The organism is Arenibacter certesii DSM 19833 (assembly GCF_000429545.1).
GTDB lineage: Bacteria > Bacteroidota > Bacteroidia > Flavobacteriales > Flavobacteriaceae > Arenibacter > Arenibacter certesii.
In genome coordinates this window covers 1-20,215 of sequence record NZ_AUCB01000054.1, presented here as the reverse complement: position 1 = coordinate 20,215, position 20,215 = coordinate 1, and the positions used below count along the sequence as shown (strand labels likewise).

General features: G+C 38.6%; 8 protein-coding genes. 3 read left to right on the top strand and 5 right to left on the bottom strand.

Going from position 1 to position 20,215, the window contains the following annotated elements; translation table 11 throughout:
- The 5 genes from G466_RS22610 to G466_RS0118125 all read right to left on the bottom strand — a co-directional run.
- Nucleotides 1-7,306: malectin domain-containing carbohydrate-binding protein (locus tag G466_RS22610; protein ID WP_084418967.1), on the bottom strand; the 7,306-nt coding region annotated here is incomplete at its 3' end.
- A 1,110-nt stretch (nucleotides 7,307-8,416) separates the two neighbouring features.
- Nucleotides 8,417-10,798 (bottom strand): GumC family protein, encoded by a 2,382-nt coding sequence (locus G466_RS0118140; RefSeq protein WP_026814901.1) that lies wholly within the window; start codon nucleotides 10,796-10,798, stop codon nucleotides 8,417-8,419.
- A 33-nt stretch (nucleotides 10,799-10,831) separates the two neighbouring features.
- Nucleotides 10,832-11,605, bottom strand: a complete 774-nt coding sequence (locus G466_RS0118135) for a polysaccharide biosynthesis/export family protein (RefSeq protein ID WP_026814900.1) — start codon at nucleotides 11,603-11,605, stop codon at nucleotides 10,832-10,834.
- A 58-nt stretch (nucleotides 11,606-11,663) separates the two neighbouring features.
- Nucleotides 11,664-13,601 (bottom strand): polysaccharide biosynthesis protein, encoded by a 1,938-nt coding sequence (locus G466_RS0118130; RefSeq protein WP_026814899.1) that lies wholly within the window; start codon nucleotides 13,599-13,601, stop codon nucleotides 11,664-11,666.
- Nucleotides 13,598-14,689 (bottom strand): DegT/DnrJ/EryC1/StrS family aminotransferase, encoded by a 1,092-nt coding sequence (locus tag G466_RS0118125; RefSeq protein ID WP_034236125.1) that lies wholly within the window; start codon nucleotides 14,687-14,689, stop codon nucleotides 13,598-13,600. Before G466_RS0118125 ends, G466_RS0118130 begins: the two co-directional genes overlap by 4 nt.
- A gap of 279 nt (nucleotides 14,690-14,968) precedes the next feature.
- Between G466_RS0118125 and G466_RS0118120 the strand changes: the two genes are divergently transcribed.
- The 3 genes from G466_RS0118120 to G466_RS0118110 all read left to right on the top strand — a co-directional run bounded on the left by G466_RS0118120 (nucleotide 14,969) and on the right by G466_RS0118110 (nucleotide 20,058).
- Entirely contained in the window at nucleotides 14,969-16,366 is a 1,398-nt protein-coding gene (locus G466_RS0118120) for a nucleotide sugar dehydrogenase (protein WP_026814897.1), read from the top strand.
- 148 nt (nucleotides 16,367-16,514) lie between these two features.
- Nucleotides 16,515-17,543, top strand: coding sequence for an NAD-dependent epimerase (locus G466_RS0118115; RefSeq protein WP_026814896.1), 1,029 nt, complete (start codon nucleotides 16,515-16,517; stop codon nucleotides 17,541-17,543).
- Between the two features lie 958 nt (nucleotides 17,544-18,501).
- Nucleotides 18,502-20,058, top strand: a complete 1,557-nt coding sequence (locus tag G466_RS0118110) for an Ig-like domain-containing protein (protein ID WP_157374011.1) — start codon at nucleotides 18,502-18,504, stop codon at nucleotides 20,056-20,058.
- The last annotated feature ends 157 nt before the right edge of the window (nucleotides 20,059-20,215 follow it).

Here is a 20,215-nt window from a genome sequence, read left to right as displayed (position 1 = left end):
CAGGAGTACCATTATCCGTTACCGTTATCGCTACAGCATAAGGACTGTTGGTTGATGCGCCATTGGCGATCGAACCACTGATAAGTCCATCAGAATCTATAGTTAATCCATCTGGAAGACCAGTAGCCGAATAGCTCAGTGCATCACCATCTGGATCCGTTGCAGCAACCTGTAAGGAAACTATATCTCCCTCCACACTGTTTTGGTCATCAGGAGCAATTACCGCTGGTGCCACATTGGCAGAAGCATTTACTGTAATGGTTATTGTAGTAGTATTAGTAAGTACACCATCAGTAACCGTCAACTCCACCTCATAAACACCAGGTGTTTCAAATATATGAGTTGGGTCTGCGGTTGTATCTATAGCAGTACCGTCTTTAAAATCCCATTGAAATCCAGTTATACCACCATCATCGGTAGAATTACTTCCTGTAAAATTAACACTTAAGGGCGCTTCACCCGAAGTAACATCGGCTACTGCTATTGCCACAGGAGCCTGATTTCCGGTCTCGCCAATGTTCCATACAAATTGTGTAGTGGTTGATTGCGAAGGATCACAATTATCGGATACGGTCACCTCTACATTGTAAGGACTATTATCTGCCGCACCATTGGATCCCTGTCCTTGAACCGATTCGGGAGCAGCTAACAACTGGGTCGTTGTATAATTCTGATCCACCTTATGCAAAGTGGCACGATCAATTATATGACCTTTGGACCTAGAGGATATTTCCATAGTGTACTCCCCTGGAGTATCAAATTGAACAAAAACATATTGCAATTCATTATCGCTGGTCTGTGTTTCCCAACTCCAAACTACCACATTAGTATATACCTTAAACCAACCTGCTGAAGTGGAACCGTTAACTACCGGCGTTTTACCAAGGCCTCCAGGATACTTTCTTGGTTCAGCTCCTGAAGCAACTCCCGAACTAAAGAAGTTATCAGCATCGGGGAATCGCAGCCAAGCATCGTTATGTTCCGTATGTGGATTGGTAGGAGCAGTAATTCCTATCTTATTGTGCCATTGGAACCTATAAACCCCTGGTGTTGTAATATTAACTTTTGCGGTTATAGTTCCAAGTCCAGGTGTGTTAAAACTATCTACCTGATTAAATAAATAGCCATCCCCAGTGAAACCATTTGCAGAATTTTGTTCCGTCCAATTAGATCCAAAATTCAGGTTTTCCATTTCCATTACAACCAGTCCGTTACTTTCTTGATAGGCACCTCCTCCTAATCCACCGGAGGAAATAGTTCCAGAGATAACTCCAGTATTTGCATCAATAGTTAAGCCTTCTGGTAATCCCGTTGCGCTGTATGCTAACTCCGTACAACCACCTATAGCATCTATTTCTAAGGACACAATATCTCCCTCCAAATTATTTTGAGTTCCTGGATTTGTAACTTCAGGAGCAATAAGAGTATTGGATAAATTAATTACCAAGGAAGCATCTTTGCCATAATTAATGGTCAATACGGCATTCCTATTAGCGCCAGTTCCAGAGAGTGAAATTTCTATTGGATGAGTACTATTTGGATTAAGCAATTGATTGGTCAAATTACCAGAAACAATACTAAAATCAGCGGCATTAGGTCCAGATATCTCCATAGAAGTAACCATAACCCCAACGTTTCCATTCTGAATATTAAGATCCATGGATTCCGTTGTACCATCGGCAACTAACAAGTTGCTTAAAGCGTTTACATCACTAGCCACACTTGGAGCACCCACTGGAGCATCTTCCCCATAATACTCCATATTCTTTTGGTTTCCACCACCTTGTACTGGAGATCCTCCCAAAATAAACACGCCATTTCCAGATACAATGGCCTGGGTCCCATGTCTTGGTGAATTTAAACTTGGAAGTGAACTCCAAGCTTGGGAAACTGGATCATATGCTTCAACGGCGGTATAAGCGGGTCCAGGATTTTCCCCTTCTCCCCCGATTACCATTAGTTTATTATTAAAATTAACAGCTGAAGAACCACCTCTTGGGGTTGGAATGTTCTGACCTGCAGGTAGTGTGCTCCAAGTCTGATTTGTAAAATCGTACACATCTACTTCTGAGATGGTAGGAGCAAAAACTCCTCCTGCTCCACCGGACAAACGTCCTCCAGAAACATACATTTTATCTCCTATCGTTACAGCTGCAAAATGATCTCTCGCTCTAGGTGCATCGGCCAAAGGCGTCCATGTACCCGTTGCAGGGTCAAATTCATCAAAGTACGGCACATAACCACCACTATGACCCTGGGTATTACCGGCCACCACGTAAAACTTATTATTGTGCATAACTAGACCAGCGGATCCACGTCTTCTATTAGCAGGTATCTGCGGACCTTGAATCCATTCTTCCTTTGCTGGATCGAATGCCCATACATACTCCGCTGGGCTTTCCGTTGGATAGGCATTATCCTTAAATGATCCTATTACCCAAATTAATCCTTGGTATTCAGTAGCCTGGAAATGGTTGAATTCAAACGGAGCTGAATTGACCAGTGAGGTCCATGTATTTGAGGTATAATCGTATCTATCGATTGTTTTGGAATTTTCTCTTCCACCCATCAGGTAGAATTTATCACCTGCCTGTACAAAAGAATTCTCATGTCTTGGCGTGTAGTTCAGGTCTTCATCCTTATTAATCCAAGTAGAGGCAATTGCCCAAGAGAACACTTTACTAACTGGAGCAGAACCTTGTTTTGCAACCGTAACTACCACTTGGTGCACACCATTATTATTTGGCCCTCCACTTGCAGCTGTAGGTGCAATGGTACCACTAATTTCACCCGTACTTGGATCTATACTGATACCGTCTGGTTGTCCAGAGATAAAGAACATGTTGTCTTCACTTGGGTCACCTCCTGAAGCAGATGCTGTAAAATTAACAGCCTCGTTTACATCTGTGGATTGATTGGCAATATTAGACAGTGTTAAGGTAGGGTTAGTTTTATCTACCTTAAAAATTTCTATTGCGTTTAATGTTGGGTTTTCAACTTTATGATTAAATAGGATATTCAATTCCGCATCGGAAAGGGTTACTGGGAACGAAAGCATTCCAGCCGTTAGATGTCCGAATTCTGTTATTAAATCCAGATCTTGCTTAACCGCTACCCCCTCTATCAGGATGTCAAATATTCTGGTTCCAACTTCCTTAGTCCCTTCATAACTGTTCCCCATATAAAGATTTACAACATAATCACCATTTTCCAAAGGAAATTTAAACTCCATTTCTGGAGCGGAAGGTGCATCATATCGCTCTCTACCATAAATTTGGCTAAAGATGGCACTATCAATATAAGCTGGTACGGAACTATCCCTTTTATTAAAGTTTAAACTGGAATTAATGGAAAAACCAGCATTAACAGAGTATGTACCCGCAGTATAGGCCCCATTGGAATTATTAAATCTCCAATCCGCCATATTATCCGTTGCGGCAACCTCAGCACCCCCAACGTTAACCCTTAAGGAAGTTTGCTTAATAATGACCCATTCAAAGGATATAGTAACTGCATCATTAGTTAATCCGTCACTGTCATCAACCGTTATGGTTACCGTATATGGGCTATTTACTTCTGCACCTATTGCTACAGTACCATTGATTGTACCGTTGGTTGGTTCTATAACTAAACCAGGAGGTAATCCTTCTGCCGTATAAGACCTATTTCCATCACCACCATAAGCGGTAACGCCTATATCAGCCATCATTTGTTCTCCAGTATTGGACTTTTGATCTGCTATTGGATGTACGTAAATTGGTGTTTCCGAATTAGAGGCATCTAATATTTCTATTCCATTAACCATAGGATTTTCAACTAAACCATGGATAAAAGAGATATCTATACTACTAGTGTTAACGGGTATAATATGACTTATGGCAGCACCCACTTGATGACCATAGGTCCCCGATAAATCTAAATTATTCAATGTAGGATATGTAATCCCATTTATGGTAACATCAAAAATACGCTCTCCTGCTTCCGAGGTTCCTTGCCAGCCATTACCCATATAAAGTCTTACTTCGTAATTGCCAGGCACATCCACGGGAAAAGAGTAAGTTATATTTGGTTCTCCTGGCGAACCATCGGCCCTTTCTGTATTAAATATAGCCCCAGGAGTTGTGGATGGAACGTTGGGTCCGCTATTGACAGAGAAAGAATAGGAATTATTACTTCCTGCGGTTACAAGATATTGTGATTGGTTTAAAGGTGTATCCGCTTCCCAAACAACGCCACCATCTACAGCCGCTATTTCTGGTCCACCTGCATTCACCCTATACAAGGCAATAGGTGCATCTGTAACAGTAACCGTAAACGTCTGTTCTACCATATTAGATTCCGTATCCGTAGCGCGTATCGTAATATCGGATACCGCAGGTAGACCAGGGAAAGACAAGGTTAACTCATTTCCATTGATAACTGCACCTATACTGTTGTTTGTATTACTGGTTACGGAATAGGTAAGATTACCAACCTCATTATCATCATTGAAAAAATTATCTAATTCTATGATTTGATCGTTTGCATTTACCATTCTGCTTAGGTTTGGAATATCCTTAACCACAAATGGTTTGGCATCCAAAACATTTAGAAAATCCCAAGTTCCTTGAAGCTCTACCCCTTGTGCATTGGACGTTCCTGTAATACCCACAGCAAGATCAATTGAAGGATCTTGTAAAGCATTCAATACTTTACCTGATGCTGTAATAGTGCCCAAAGTAGTACGGGATTGCTTGCCCACTAAAGTATACTGGCATTCCACCTCACCATTAGAGGGATCTACAACAAAATAGAATACAACTCCATTTGGACGCAATGCTACAGGAACTGTGAAATTAATGGGAGCTTGCGGCACATCATTAATTTCTTGTAATGCAGTAATTCCATCCTTGGTAATTACCATTTTAATATAGTCGCTTTGAAATCCATCCCCTATAAAAATTCCAAGTTCACCATTTGGCGCTCCTGTATGCCCATAAAGTTGTAAAGGATCATTAAAATTCCCAAAACCACTAACTACGGTAAACTTGGGAGTAGTTTCATTTACTTGAACCCCATATTGGAATCCTTTTTCCTGATTATTGGCCGTACCATATGCGGTACCTGCGGTCATGTTAACTGTAATTGCCCCAATAGCACCACCCATAATATCGTTTGGGTTAGGATCATTGGGATCATCCTTACGGTCTATCCAGTTCAACCAGTTGGGATTAGGATCCCCATTGTTCATTAATCCTGTTAATCCAAGCCCTCTATACCCGCCTAAGCCGGTATCGGATAAAAGTTCATTGATAATAGGAATTTCAAAAGCATCACTACCCGATGTTAGTGGATCACCCAATTGAAATGGATCTTCTGAATCTGGAATTCCATCATTATCATCATCAGGATCATTTAGATCCGATATATATGGAGGTCCCGCAGCCTTATCAAAATCACTAGGTTGTGATCCTCCGTTACATGGATTGGTACCATTATCTACCTCATCTTGGTTGGTATACCCATCATTGTCGTAATCTGCATTGGGATCATAGCCTGGATCGCCAGGTTGAATACAATTTACAAGATCTGTAGGTTCCAATACCACTATTTTTGAGGGTGTATTTGCATTACCCCCATATCCCTTAAATATCCCCACCCAAATAGTTCCTGGAAAGAGACCGTCATCTCCATTTACGGCCACACCCAGCGCATTACCACCCAAATTGGAGGCAAAGCTAGGATTTAGAGCCAATTTACTTCCATCTGGATTAAGTTGTAATCTTCGTAATTGTGCGCTATCGGTTCCTGCAAGTAAATTCCCTTTCAGTGCGCCTCCAAAATTGCTGGCTGTATATTCTGTTATACCGTTGGTATTGGTACCCCATATAGTAACTATGTCATCTACAGGACCGTCTGGGTTGGGTAACCCTGGACCTCTCCAATCCCCTTCTACAATATTTGCATTGGCCACAGGAACTGGAGGCCAGTTTGCCGGAAGAGCAATACTAGGATCGTTCGTTGTTCCTGGTCTAGACATATCTGGATCATAAATTAATGTTCTAAAAACTGCATCCTCGTTACTTGTGGGATTTGGCGTGGTATACAGTCCAGCCCCAGCTGGATTAGCCCTAACAGGATTGGGATGACCTCCATAATAACTACCAAAAACATAGGTTTGAATATCATTGGTAATTAAATGTAGGTGATCCTCATTATTTATCATTTCACCTCCAGCGGGTGAACTACTTCCAGGTTCTCCGGGAACATAGTTGTTCGTAGCGTTTCCTGACATACCCTCATTCTCGGGAAATCCTCCCCATCCACCATTGGCTCCATTTTCCGTAACATACACGGCTCCACTTTCTGTAATTACGAGATCATAGGAATTTCTATACCCTGGCGAGAATATTTGCACTGGTCCTCCAGGCACTATCATGGCTTGGTTAAGTCCATCATTACCACCAAATGGATCATTAATATCTATACCATCGTAATTAGGATGGTCTGGGTCTTCAATCCCATTTACATTAGGCCGTGTAGGGTCGTCCAAAGTTGGAATATCATATATATAGTTACGTCCATTGTCACTGAGAATGGGCATGGATTCCAGCGCAGTAAGGTCTATAGACAAAATAGCAGCAGAAAGCGCATATTCCGTTAAATAGTTAAAATTGATGGAGGGACTTCCTGCGTTTGTATGTCCCCCTTGTGCCACTATTAAGAAATCTGAACCATTGATTGTTACAAATTGCATCCCATTGGTAGCGTGGTTTTCCTCTGAACGGGGTAAGCCTCTTACAATATCAACCACATCCCACGATGCGCCGTTCCAAGTAAATCTGGTAATAACTCCAGAATTCGTATCCAATCCGGTATCTCCGGCTCCACCATTAAAGCCGCCACCAATCCTAAAATCACTTGAAGAAACGTAAATTACTGGATTTGTTGGCGTTCCTGCGACTTCGATCCCGGTAGTTTGGCGTAAGTTTGAATTGTACAAGGTCCCATCATCATTATGGTTTTGAATTCCGTTAATACCTGTAATCACCTCGGTATTTATCACGTTATAATCGCCAGGTCCGTTACGTTCAATAGTCAATGCTTTAATGGTACCGGAATATTCAGCAAAATATAACCTATCATCAGGTCCCCAAGTCAAAGAAGTGGTTACCATTGCATTCCCGTTTCCGTTGAATTTGAGGTCGCTGTTAATAAAATTGACCGCTGGAGCTTGTGCACTAACCGTGCTGAGTCCTATGATAAACATCCATAGGAATGAAAAGAACGTTAAAAACGAAAAGGACTTGGAGTAATAATGTTTCATGTTCACGCAATTAAAAAAGTATATATTTTAAATCAGATTATACGGTAGGTCATCATAGGTGCGATAAATCATAATTTATCTTAAACCGTAACAAAAATACCCCAATCTTATTCGTTAGAAAGAATACCGAATCTTATTCGTTTAAACCCGATTGTTAATCGACCAAATACATGGTTGAAGTCAATAGCACTTGGTTCCCCAGCATCATTGCTGAACCTGTAATCGAGTAAGTTCAAAAATCATAGATGAATGCATTCTACATAAAAAAATGTAGGGTGAAACTTTCCCTTTCGAGACGTATTTTAACGCTTATTTTACCTAATAAAATACTTAGAAGTATGCATCCAGTAAAAAGTAAATTCATTTTTACAAAATCATAAAAAAGACAAAGGGCGTAGTTTTTCCTATTTCGAAATCCAATCCTCAGCTTCCACTACGAGTACTAAACCGCTTATAAAAAAATTAATGTCTGCACTCCTACGGTGAACTCCTATTTATAAAACGTTCACAATTCAGAATTAAAAATCTGGATTTAAAAAGAGAGATCCCGCCATCTTCTTTGAAGAATTTAGAATTATGGAAACAGTTATTTTGGGTGCAAAACGCATTAAATGCAATTCAGTATTGAAAGAATAGATCATATCTACATGTAGGCAAAAGAACATATTAATTATATTATTAGTATTACATATCAATGATAACTAGCGCGAAGACACAACAATAAATCCTCCTCCCATAAAACTGAAGTAGACCTAAGCAGAAATAAGCAACATTTAATTAATGCTCAATTCGCTCTATAAAGACAAATACGTTTTAAAAAAGAAAAACTGAGAATATGAGGTCAAAACTAAGGCGGAAAAAAATCCCATTAGACCAGGATTAAAACCCCTTAGTGGACTGTAGCGTTTCTAGCAAGAGTAGATTAATCGCTGATTTCTAAGAATTCCATTCCCATGGTAACCAGAAGCGGAAAAGAAAGGCGTAAAAAGTAAATCTCCTAATCCAATTTCCCTTGCAGGTTGTTACCCTTAGCACAACTAAGTTAACTATCCATCACTGCAACCGGAATTGAATTAGGAGAAATCTAATTTAAATAATGTTTATACGCTTCTAGAATTTCCACCACTTTTTATGGTGTTTACCATAGCCATAACCATATTTACCTCCATAACCCAAATCTGTTTCTTTAACATAATTCACTACAAAAGAAAGCCCTTTAATCTTACCTTCTTGTTGTAATTTAATTGGAAACTGTATCGCTTTTTTCTCTGTGGTACCTGCTCTGGAAACATAAATTATATGATTGGCATAATCACTCATCAATAGCGTATCCGTTACCACCATTAAAGGCGCAGTATCTACAATTACATAGTCATATTGTTCTGAAACCTGATCAAAAAGCGCTTTAACTCGTTTACTCATCAGTAATTCAGCCGGGTTTGGAGGTATCCTACCCGAATAAATAATGTCCAAAGAATCTTTAAATATCTCCAATGAGTTAAGGATATCTTTTATTTCTAAGGAATCGTCATATAAATAGTCGGTAAGTCCCAGACCTTCTTTTAAATGCTTATCTGCAATTTTATTGGTACTACCGCCTGTAAAGTATTCAAACAATTTAGGGTTACGCACATCTGCCCCCAGTAACAATACTTTTTTATCTGTGCTTGCTATTGTCATGGCCAAATTGGTAGAAAGAAATGACTTTCCTTCTCCTGGCACACTAGAGGTCACAAATACCACATTGTTCTTACCTCCAGAAGCGCGATTGGTCTTAATAAGGTAGTCTAAATTGGTCCTAATAATCCGAAGAGATTCGGCAAGAACGGAACGATCCTCCTTAACAATTACTTTCTGGTCTTTATTGGTAAGCCTAGGCATCTCTCCCAATATAGGAATGTTTCTAGCTACCTTTTCTAAACTATGCATGTTATGCACCTTATTATCTAGCAGATTAACCGCATAAATAATTGAAAATGGGATAAGGCCACCAAGAATTATAAACGCTAAATAAACAATGTTTCTCTTTGGCGAAACTGGAAAAGGACTTGGATTGTACGCAAAATCTATTATTTTAGATTTTGGTGCGGTTGATGCTACCGCAATTTGTGCCTCTTCCCTTTTTTGTAACAAATAGAGATATAGTTGTTCCGTGGTCTGCTGTTGTCTGGTTATATCCCTTAAAGCCCTCTCGTTCTTAGGTGAGGAATAAATTTTGGAATTAAAAACCGCCTGCTGACCACTTAATGAACTTACCCGCATTCCTAAATTGTCTACGGTACTATTTAAACTGGCCTGCATATTACTTTTTAGACCCATTATCTGTTGGTCTAAATTTACAATTACTGGATTCTTTTCATTAGAACTCTTTAGCAATCTGTTTCGTTCTAAAACCAGTTCATTATACTTAGAAGTAATACTGTTAATAGTAGGATCGTTTAGACCAATATTTCCTGGAAGCACCTCAAAATTATCTTGTTGCTCCACAATATCCTTCATAGAGGAAGCGATATTAAGTTGTGTTCTCATCCCTGAAAGCTCCTGCTGATTGGCAACCCCTACATTTAAATTTATATTGGTTTCTGCACCAATGTCGGTTAATCCCCTATCGGTCTTAAAGTCCTGGGCAGATTGGTCCACTGAAGAAAGGCTCCCGTAAATTTCTGCAATTCGGTCATCTATAAAATTGGAGGTTCTATCAGCAATTTCCCGTTTATCGTCTATGGCATTTTTATTGTATATTTTAATAAGCTCATCTATAATATGTACCGCCTTTTCCTGGATGGGATCTTTCAAAGAAATATTAAGAACGTTGGATATCTTCTCATGGGTAGAGATATTGATTCTATTCCTATAAGACTGCGCCACCTGATCTACAGGATTTACCACCACCTTAAGCTTGAGATTTCTATAACGTTCAAATTCTTCTATGTTTGGGGTGATTACAATATCCCCAATCGGGGTGGAAATATTTTTTCCGAACGGCATAGGTTTTACCGGTTCATTTTCCTCCTCACTGTAACCGAAAACTGTAGAGGATGAAAATTCCAAATAAAATGCAAAACTAGCTTTGTTAATTACCGAGTCAGCAGCAATAAAATTCACCTTTATTGGTGGGTCAGCGTACAATTCCGTTTCAATTATTTTACCCTGGGCTATCACCCTGGTGTTAAGCCCTAATCTTTTTACGACTTCTATAAAGTTGGATCGAGAATTAATTATTTCAATCTCATCAACTACAGCAGTATTGGATCCAGAAAGCAACTCCAAATCCTGGAACAATCCAAGCCCACCTCCAGAATTTTTTTCATCTAAAATTTGAATCTTGGCTTCTGCCACGTACTCTGGTTTTGCATACCTGAGATACACAAACGCCATGGCCAAGGCGATAATTACAGAGGCTACAAACCATTTCCAATGTTTCGTGTATTGGTTAATTATTTCTTTCAAGTCCGGATTGTCCGGAGTGTTTATTTGAGTATTAGGGCTCATGAATACAGCGAGAATATACTATTAATATAATTTTTAATTTCTTGTAATTAAAAGGATTGTAGAGGTAATTAGCAACGAGGCTAAAGAAATTGCAATATTGGTCCGCATATCCAAACTAGAGGACGCTATTGCAGATTTATTGGGCTCAACATAGACCACATCGTTCTGAGTAAGGTAATAAACAGGTGAATTCATAGCTTCTTTCTGGGTCAGGTCTAACCTAGTATACACTTTGGTCCCGTCAAAATCACGGATTACCATTACGTTTTCTCGCATTCCTTTTATAGTAAGGTCTCCTGCCATTCCCAGAGCCTCTAATACGGATATACGTTCTCCACTTACTGGATAGGTTCCTGGTTTTGATACCTCGCCCAGCACAGTAACCTTAAAATTCACTAAACGGATATTAATAATGGGTTCCTTTAAATAATCCTCCAATCGCTCAGCCAACATTACTCTTAGCTCCTCTGGGGAGAGTCCGGCAATTTTCACTTTCCCTAAAACAGGAAAATTAATATTTCCGTCCTGATCTATTAAATAATCTATTTGTTCCGCTCTTATACCGCCTTCGGAAGCCCCTCTAAATAAATTAAAAGGGGTACTTGCCTCTGGATCCAAGGTGGATACATTAATTCGAACAAGGTCATCTACCTTAAATTTCGGGGTGAAGCTATGTTTGTTTACCAAGGTTTCAAAATTACTGGCATCTTGAAAGTAAACCACCTTTTTCTTAGAGGAACAGGATGTGAGAAAAGCAACGGCTAAACACAGTACACAAACTATTGTACCAAAAGATCTTTTTTTCATATAAGTGTATTTAAGTAAATTGGCAATCAAGATTACAATATAGTAATCGTTATTAATTTTAGGAATGTAATATTTTTGTTTTAGTTATTTTGGATGCGTCCCCGCCTTCTTTCTTCCTATCCAATTTACATAGCTCGGAATTACTGGAGATATATTCGGGAACAATTTCTTTCATAAGTACCACAATATTCTCGTTATAGAACATATTGGCAACACATAGTTCATTGATCTTGGACCTTTTTTTCTCATAATCAAACGCTCTTGTTTTACTGATCATAATTTTCTTATGATACGTAGGCATGGTGTTCTCCCCATTAGCCAACAGCTCCTCATAGAGTTTTTCTCCCGGCCTTAGCCCTGTTATTTTAATATCTATATCTTCTGGATATCGCAGTCCAGATAATTTGATCATGTTTTTGGCCAAATTAAAGATTTTAACAGAATCTCCCATATCAAAAATAAAGATTTCCCCACCTTCTCCCATTCCTCCAGCTTCCAGCACCAATTGGGCAGCTTCGGGAATAGTCATAAAATAGCGCGTAATATCTTTATGGGTTACCGTTAATGGCCCCCCTTTTTCTATTTGTCTTTTAAACAAGGGGATTACCGAGCCATTGGAACCCAATACATTTCCAAAACGGGTAGTAATAAATTTGGTCTTGTTATATTGTTGCGCACAGCTAATATACATTTCGGAAATCCTCTTTGTTGCCCCCATCACATTGGTAGGGTTTACCGCTTTATCAGTAGAAATAAAAATGAATTTTTTCACATTATTATCCAAGGACAAATCAACTACCACCTTGGTACCCGCTACATTTATTTTTATGGCTTCATAGGCATTGTATTCCATAAGAGGAACATGCTTATAGGCCGCAGCATGAAATACCATATCTGGTCTGTATTCCTGGAATAAGGCAGACATTCTGTTCTTATCCCTTATATCACTAACAATAGGTATAAAATTGTGAAACCCGTTTTGAATCAACTCTTGCTGTAGGTCATATAGGGCAGATTCTGCCTGATCTACAACAATAAGCGATTTATATTCATAATTCGCTATTTGCCTTACCAATTCACTCCCAATGGATCCTGCCCCTCCGGTAACTAAAATTACTTGGTTCTTTAACTCCTTAAAAATCCGTTCATTCTTTATATTTATCGGCACTCTATCCAGTAAGTCTTCAATCTGCACCTGCTTTATCTGTGAGACCTTCAGTTCTCCATTAATCCAATTTTCAATTGGAGGCACTATTTTCACTTGCACGGGTAAATCCACTAAATCCCCAACCAAATCCCGAAGCCGGTTATGGTCTATGTTTTGAATAGAAAATATAATTTCTGTAATCTTATTGGAATTAATGAAGTTTTCCGTTAATACATCTGGACTATAAACCCGTACCCCATTAATATTCTTTCCTGCTTTTTCTCTATCATTATCTATATATCCCACTACCCTAGAGACACTTGCATAATGACTGCTCAATGCATTTTGGGTAAGAATACCAGATTCTCCCGCTCCATATATCAAGACGTTTTTGTTCGCCTTTATTTCCTTCATAAGGTTGTAATAGGCAGTTTTAAAAACGTATCTAGACGCTGTAAGAGCAATAAAGTTCAGCAGGCTATGAATAATGATTATGGAGATTGGCACGGTAAATCCAGACATAAAGTCCAATTCCCTATTCAAAATGATCATAAAGATGGTAATGATACTTGCAAGACAAATGGCGTTAAATATATTATAAACATCCCTAACTCCCGTATGTCTTACCACCCCTTTATAAGAGCCTGTCACTAAAAAGGCAATCAAGGTAAAAGTGACTATTACCGGTAATTGTAATTTCAATTTACTAAAATCAAAATCCAAGGTAAGGTTAAACCTTACTAGGTAGGACAGGACAAAAGTCAGTGCGGTCAGCATCAGATCAATTGCCAAAACAATCCATTTAGAGCAATATTTTGGTGTTTTATTGGTTAAGTAATTGTGTATCATACGACCAATGTTTTTAAGATTACTTCAATAACTCGATTTAGATCTTCCTTAATCAAGTTAGAACCACTAGGCAGACAAAGTCCCCTATTAAACAGATCCTCCGAAGTTCCATCCACAAACTGAGCACAACCCATAAAGACGGGTTGCATGTGCATGGGCTTCCATAAAGGCCTGGATTCTATATTTTCTTTTAAGAGAGCCATTCTTATTTCTTCCCTAATTTCATAGGTAGGAAGCAGAATGCAGCTTAACCATCTATTGGAATGAAAACCTTTAGGTTCCTCCAAAAATTCGATTTTTGCCAGCTTCCCTAATTTTTCGTTATAATAATTATAATTACTTCTTCTTGCCTTCACACGTTCATCAATCACCTCCATCTGCCCCCTTCCAATACCGGCCAACACATTGCTCATCCTATAATTATACCCTATGTGGGAATGTTGGTAATGCGCGGCATCGTCCCTCGCCTGTGTAGCCAAGAAAACAGCTTTATTTTTTAACTCTATATTTTTGGTCACCAACGCACCACCACCAGACGTGGTAATAATCTTATTCCCGTTAAACGAAAGAATTCCAAAATCGCCGAACCTGCCACAAGCCTCATTATTATAAGTACTACCTAAAGCTTCTGCACTATCTTCTATTACTGGTATATTATATTTAACAGCTATTTCGGTTATTTCCGATACCTTATAGGGCATACCATATAAATGTACAGCAATAATGGCTTTAGGTTTTTTCCCTTTTTCCAATCCCGCAGTTATGGCTTTTTCCAATAATTGGGGAGACATATTCCATGTCTCTCTTTCACTATCCACAAATACGGGCTTTGCTCCCAAATAAGTAATGGGATTGGCAGAAGCCGCAAATGTAAAGCTCTGACAAATTACGTCGTCCCCATCCGTTACGCCTAATAATTCTAGGGCCAAATGTATTGCAGCGGTACCCGAACTCAGGACCGCTACATTTATATTATTTCCTAAAAACTTTTCAATAGACTTTTCAAAGGCATCCACATTAGGACCTAGGGGCGCTATCCAATTGGTATCAAACGCTTCTTTAACATATGATTGCTCATTGCCACCCATATGAGGGGAGGAAAGCCAAATTTTCGTTTTAGTACTCAATGCGTGCTTAATTAAAATTAGAGATGATAAAACTACATATACTTTTAATCGGGAGGGAATTATGTTGTAATCTTTCGTTTAAGATTGAATATTATCGATTAAATACCCCTCCTTATACGTTTTATAAACTTTATCTAAAGAATTGAGCACTTCACCTATAAATATACGCTACATAGCTTGAAATTCCCACGTAATTTGAATTAATTTACAATCTTTGCAGCAAACATATAGGTTAAAAACATGAGAAAAATCACCAAAATCTGTTGTATTGGCGCCGGATATGTAGGCGGTCCTACAATGTCCGTAATTGCCAAACAATGCCCTGACATACAGGTAACGGTCGTAGATATAAACGAAGTACGAATTGCACAATGGAACGATTCAAATTTGGACAATTTGCCCATCTATGAACCAGGATTAGCAGAAATTGTAGGTGCTACAAGAGGAAAAAATCTATTTTTCTCCACTGAAGTAGATAAAGCTATTGATGAAGCCCAAATGATCTTCATTTCGGTAAACACCCCTACTAAAACCTACGGAAAAGGCAAAGGACAGGCTGCAGATTTAAAATTCATTGAGCTTTGCGCACGGAACATTGCCAGAGTAGCCAAAGATAATAAGATAGTAGTAGAGAAGTCTACCCTTCCCGTACGCACCGCTAGTGCCATTAAGAGCATATTGGAAAATACTGGAAATGGTGTCGACTTTGAAATTCTATCCAATCCTGAGTTTTTAGCTGAAGGGACGGCCATAGAAGATTTATTAAATGCTGACCGTGTACTAATAGGTGGGGATGAGACACCTTCGGGAAAAGAAGCGAAAAATATCCTAAGCGCCATATATGAAAAATGGATCCCTAAAGATCGTATCCTGCAAACCAATGTATGGTCTTCGGAACTCTCTAAGTTAGTTGCCAATGCCTTCTTGGCGCAACGGGTTTCCTCAATCAATTCTATTTCTGCACTTTGCGAAAAAACGGATGCCAATATTGCAGAAGTCTCTCGTGCAATTGGATACGATAGTAGAATAGGCTCAAAGTTCCTGAATTCCTCTGTTGGGTTTGGCGGTAGTTGTTTCCAGAAAGACATCCTAAACCTAGTCTATATCGCTAGAAGTTATGGATTGCAAGAGGTGGCCGATTATTGGGAACAGGTAATTATAATGAATGACTACCAAAAAAAGCGCTTTGCTAATACTATTGTTTCTTCCCTATACAATACCGTTTCAGGAAAAAAAATCATTTTTTACGGATGGGCCTTTAAAAAAGATACGAACGATACACGGGAATCTGCTGCCATTTATGTTGCAGATGCATTGTTAGATGAGCGCGCAGAAATTACGGTATACGACCCCAAAGTTACCGAGGAACAAATCTATGCCGATTTGGATTATTTAAATACCCGGTCCCCAGAGGACAATAGAAGGTTGCTCAAGGTAACCAATGATCCAACACTAGCAACACAAGATGCCCATGCGATTGCAATATTAACAGAGTGGGACGAATTTAAGACGTATGATTGGTCCCTTATCTATGAAAATATGCTGAAACCGGCCTTTATTTTTGACGGAAGAAGACTGTTAAACAAAGGGGAACTTACTCAAATTGGATTTAAGTATTACAAAATCGGGGAGTCTTAGGATTTCCCGATTTAATATTGCCGTGTTATCAAAGTATTGATAGTTTAAAAGACAATTGGTCATCCCTTTGGCTGTAATTTATATTAATTTAGGGAAAGGATATGTTTCTGTTTGAAAATTTTCCGACTTTTGTTAAAAATATCATCTTTTGAAAATACTGGTTACTGGAAGTGCAGGATTTATAGGGTTTCATGTTTCACTCTCTTTAATAAAGAGAGGACATGAGGTAGTAGGCGTAGATAATATCAATATGTATTACGACCCCTCCCTCAAATTTGCCCGGTTAGGTGAACTTGGCATTACTAAAGAACAAGCCTCGGAACACAATACCCTTTGCCAAAGCAGCACTTATGGGGACCGGTTTAAATTTATTCGTCTTGGGATAGAGGAAAAAAATCACCTTTCCGTGATTTTCAAAACCCACAAGTTTGATAAAGTTTGCCATTTAGCGGCCCAAGCCGGAGTGCGTTATAGTTTAGAAAACCCTGATGCCTATATAAACTCCAATTTAGTTGGATTCAGTACTATTTTAGAATGCTGTAGACACCATGATATCAAACATTTGGTTTATGCAAGTAGCTCCAGTGTTTATGGACTTAACAAGAAAGTACCCTTCCAAGAAGATGATCAGGTAGACCACCCTATTAGTTTATACGCTGCCACTAAAAAGAGTAATGAATTAATGGCCCATAGCTATAGTCACCTGTTTAACATTCCTACAACTGGGCTCCGATTCTTTACAGTATATGGACCTTGGGGAAGACCGGATATGGCGCTTTTCCTATTTACCGATGCCATTACGAAAGAGCAACCAATAAAGGTATTCAATAAAGGAGAGATGGAACGGGATTTCACCTATATAGACGATATCACGGAAGGTGTAGTTAAGGTCATGGAAAAGAGTGAAGAAGAGCGGATAAAAAATAATGAATATTATAAAATATATAATATAGGAAATAATAAATCCGAGAAGCTGATGGATTTTATTAAGGAAATAGAAAAACATCTAGGGAAGAAGGCCATTACAAACATGTTGCCCATGCAACCTGGAGATGTTCAAAAAACCTGGGCTAACATTGATCTCCTAATTAAAGATTACGGGTACCATCCCAGCACTACTATATCAGATGGCGTGAAATCTTTTACCGAATGGTATAAGTCGTATTTTAAAGTTTAAGATAATTGCGACTTCCTGCCCTAGGTGATCCAAGGACATTCACCTAGACCAAATAATGATTCTATCCCAGTGTCTAAATTGGGATACCTCCACTAAACCTGAAGAGTAAATAACAGAAATAGTTGGTAAAAGGAAGAATCTACTCAATTAGTACAGCATAATACATTTATCTTCTCAAGTTGCGACTTGGAGGTCCTATGTTATAAGGATGATAGGTCGCAAATTTTATTTTCCAGGCCATAGAAGATCATTTTATTTCAGCTCTCCTATCAGGACTAGTTTATTTGTTACTTCCAAATTCCTTCCTATTTGCTAAGCTTCAACCACCTCCATTAGCATAACTAAAATTCTATTTTCCTATACAAAATCTATGTTCTGCCCCTTACCCTATAACTTAAAGGTCTAATTTTTAGAAGTCTCACATGTATACAGTACTTATTCCTTATTAACGATGATAAATAAAGATAAAACAAACTTGGAATAGGTATTTAGATCGGAATAGGTCTATGGAAAAGAACCAATGGTTAAAAATACCCCTATCCTTAACATTTTTAATGACCCAAGAATTACAGCAAAATAGCGGTAGCGTAAATACGGATTAACAAGCGCATTAGATGTTTATTTTTAGGTAGATGAACAAATATCTGTGCATTTCATCGATAATATTCACAAAAAAACGTTAAAACAGTCTATGTGAACATCCGTCTTTTATTTAAGTGCGTATAAAGTCTGTGTTCCATCACTAACCGGTTAAAAACAATAATTGACACAAAAGCAAATTCAATTCTCAATACAACAACAATGTGTATGTAGTGCTTTAACAACCTACGGTTACTATTATTTTTGCCTAAAAAATGCATTTCGTCGAAAAATAACGCCGTTTTAACGTAGCTTAATAATAAACAAATACTATAGCACCGCTTAAAACGTTCAAGTATTCCCTAAATCTAAATTACTTATGAAACTTCACCCCTCAAATCTCATTAAATTAACCTTAGCTTGTATTGTCTTGTGTTTGTCCTACTCCTGTAACAAAGATTCTGATCTTTTATCGGAATATGTAGTGGAGAAGCCAGATGCCTTATTACCCAATGATATAGTAGTGACCTTACCTAACAGTCCTATTATTATTGATCCTTTAGGCAAGGATACCGTTGAGAAACCTGAAAATGTTATTATCACGGAAGTAACTCCACCAAAAATGGGTACCGCAGTGGTTAACAGTGACAACACCATTACCTACACCCCAGACGAGGATAAGAGCGGAACAGATGAATTTGATTATTCTGCAACCGTTACCAACCCCGATAACTCAGTAACAACCGCTACAGGTAATGTTACCGTTAACGTAGCTGAAGCAGATAAAACTCCTGAAGTTGACGACCCAAATGCAGTGAATTTCAGCAAATATGGTGCGGTAGGTGACGGTAAGGCAGATGACACCAGAGCAATTCAGGCCGCATTGGATGCAGAAGGTTCTTTAATTGCAAATGAAGGAGCAACCTTTAGAATAACAGGCAGATTGGATATAGACAAGCCGGGTAACCAAAAAATAGATTGGAACGGCTCTACTATAACCGTTACTTCAACATTATACCAAGCTATTGAGGTAAACAAGCCTTCAGGGAGAACTACAATGAGCGACCTAACGATTGATGGTGCAAAAAAATTAGCTGCTGGAATATTTATAAAAACCGTATCGGATTTTGACAACGTTGATGTTAAGTATCTGTACTCAACTACACAAACTACATGGGCATTTAGATACGAGGTAACCGATATCCCCAACAGCCAAGGAGACTCTAACTTTACTGACTGCGACTGTTACGATGTTGAAAGTAAAAGTAACGGAGTTATAGGAGATACACCTGGACCTTCAAGATGCCTGATTTTTAGATGGAACCATAGCGGATCCACTTCTAAAGTTACATTCAATGGCGGTGTTTGGGATGGAGCATGGGGGGATGATGGAGATATATTCCAGCATGAACAAAAAGTGACTAACATTCACGGCTCTAGATTAATTTTTAACAATACCGTAATGAAAAATTTTAGTCGTAGAATTGTAAAAGGCACAGGAGGCGGTGTTGAGTTTAACAATGTTACCTTCAAAAGTCCTAGCAAATCACATCCAAGATTAGTAAGTAGTGTGCCCTCTTCTGGAATGGTTGCAATGGGTAACTTCATAAATTCCCAAGATGCCCACGGAACAATTTTTGATGGGTGTACATTCGACAACAGCTTGGGATACGATGGACGTTTGGTGATAAACCGACAAGACGGCATCATAGTTAAAAATTCTACATTCATTAATGCTAGTGTCGCATTCACAACAAGAGTTGCTGATGTGGAAATATGTAACAATACCTTTGATTCTAAAAGTAGTATATATGGTTATAATATTAATAACGCTACGGGATACACCGGAATGATCTCAGTAGGCACTAATAATAATGGACCTACTGGTTTTATTAGACTCCCAGATGGCAAATACAAAATGACAAACTGTCAATAGAGATCATATAACAGTCAATTAAATTTATAAATAAAGGAGGTCGTCTAATAACTTTTTAGACGGCCTTTTGCTATTTAAGATTTCTCGGTTGTAGTTTCATTATATGAAGAATGTATTTGCTGAAAAATATCTTTATAACTGTGCGTTTATGATACTG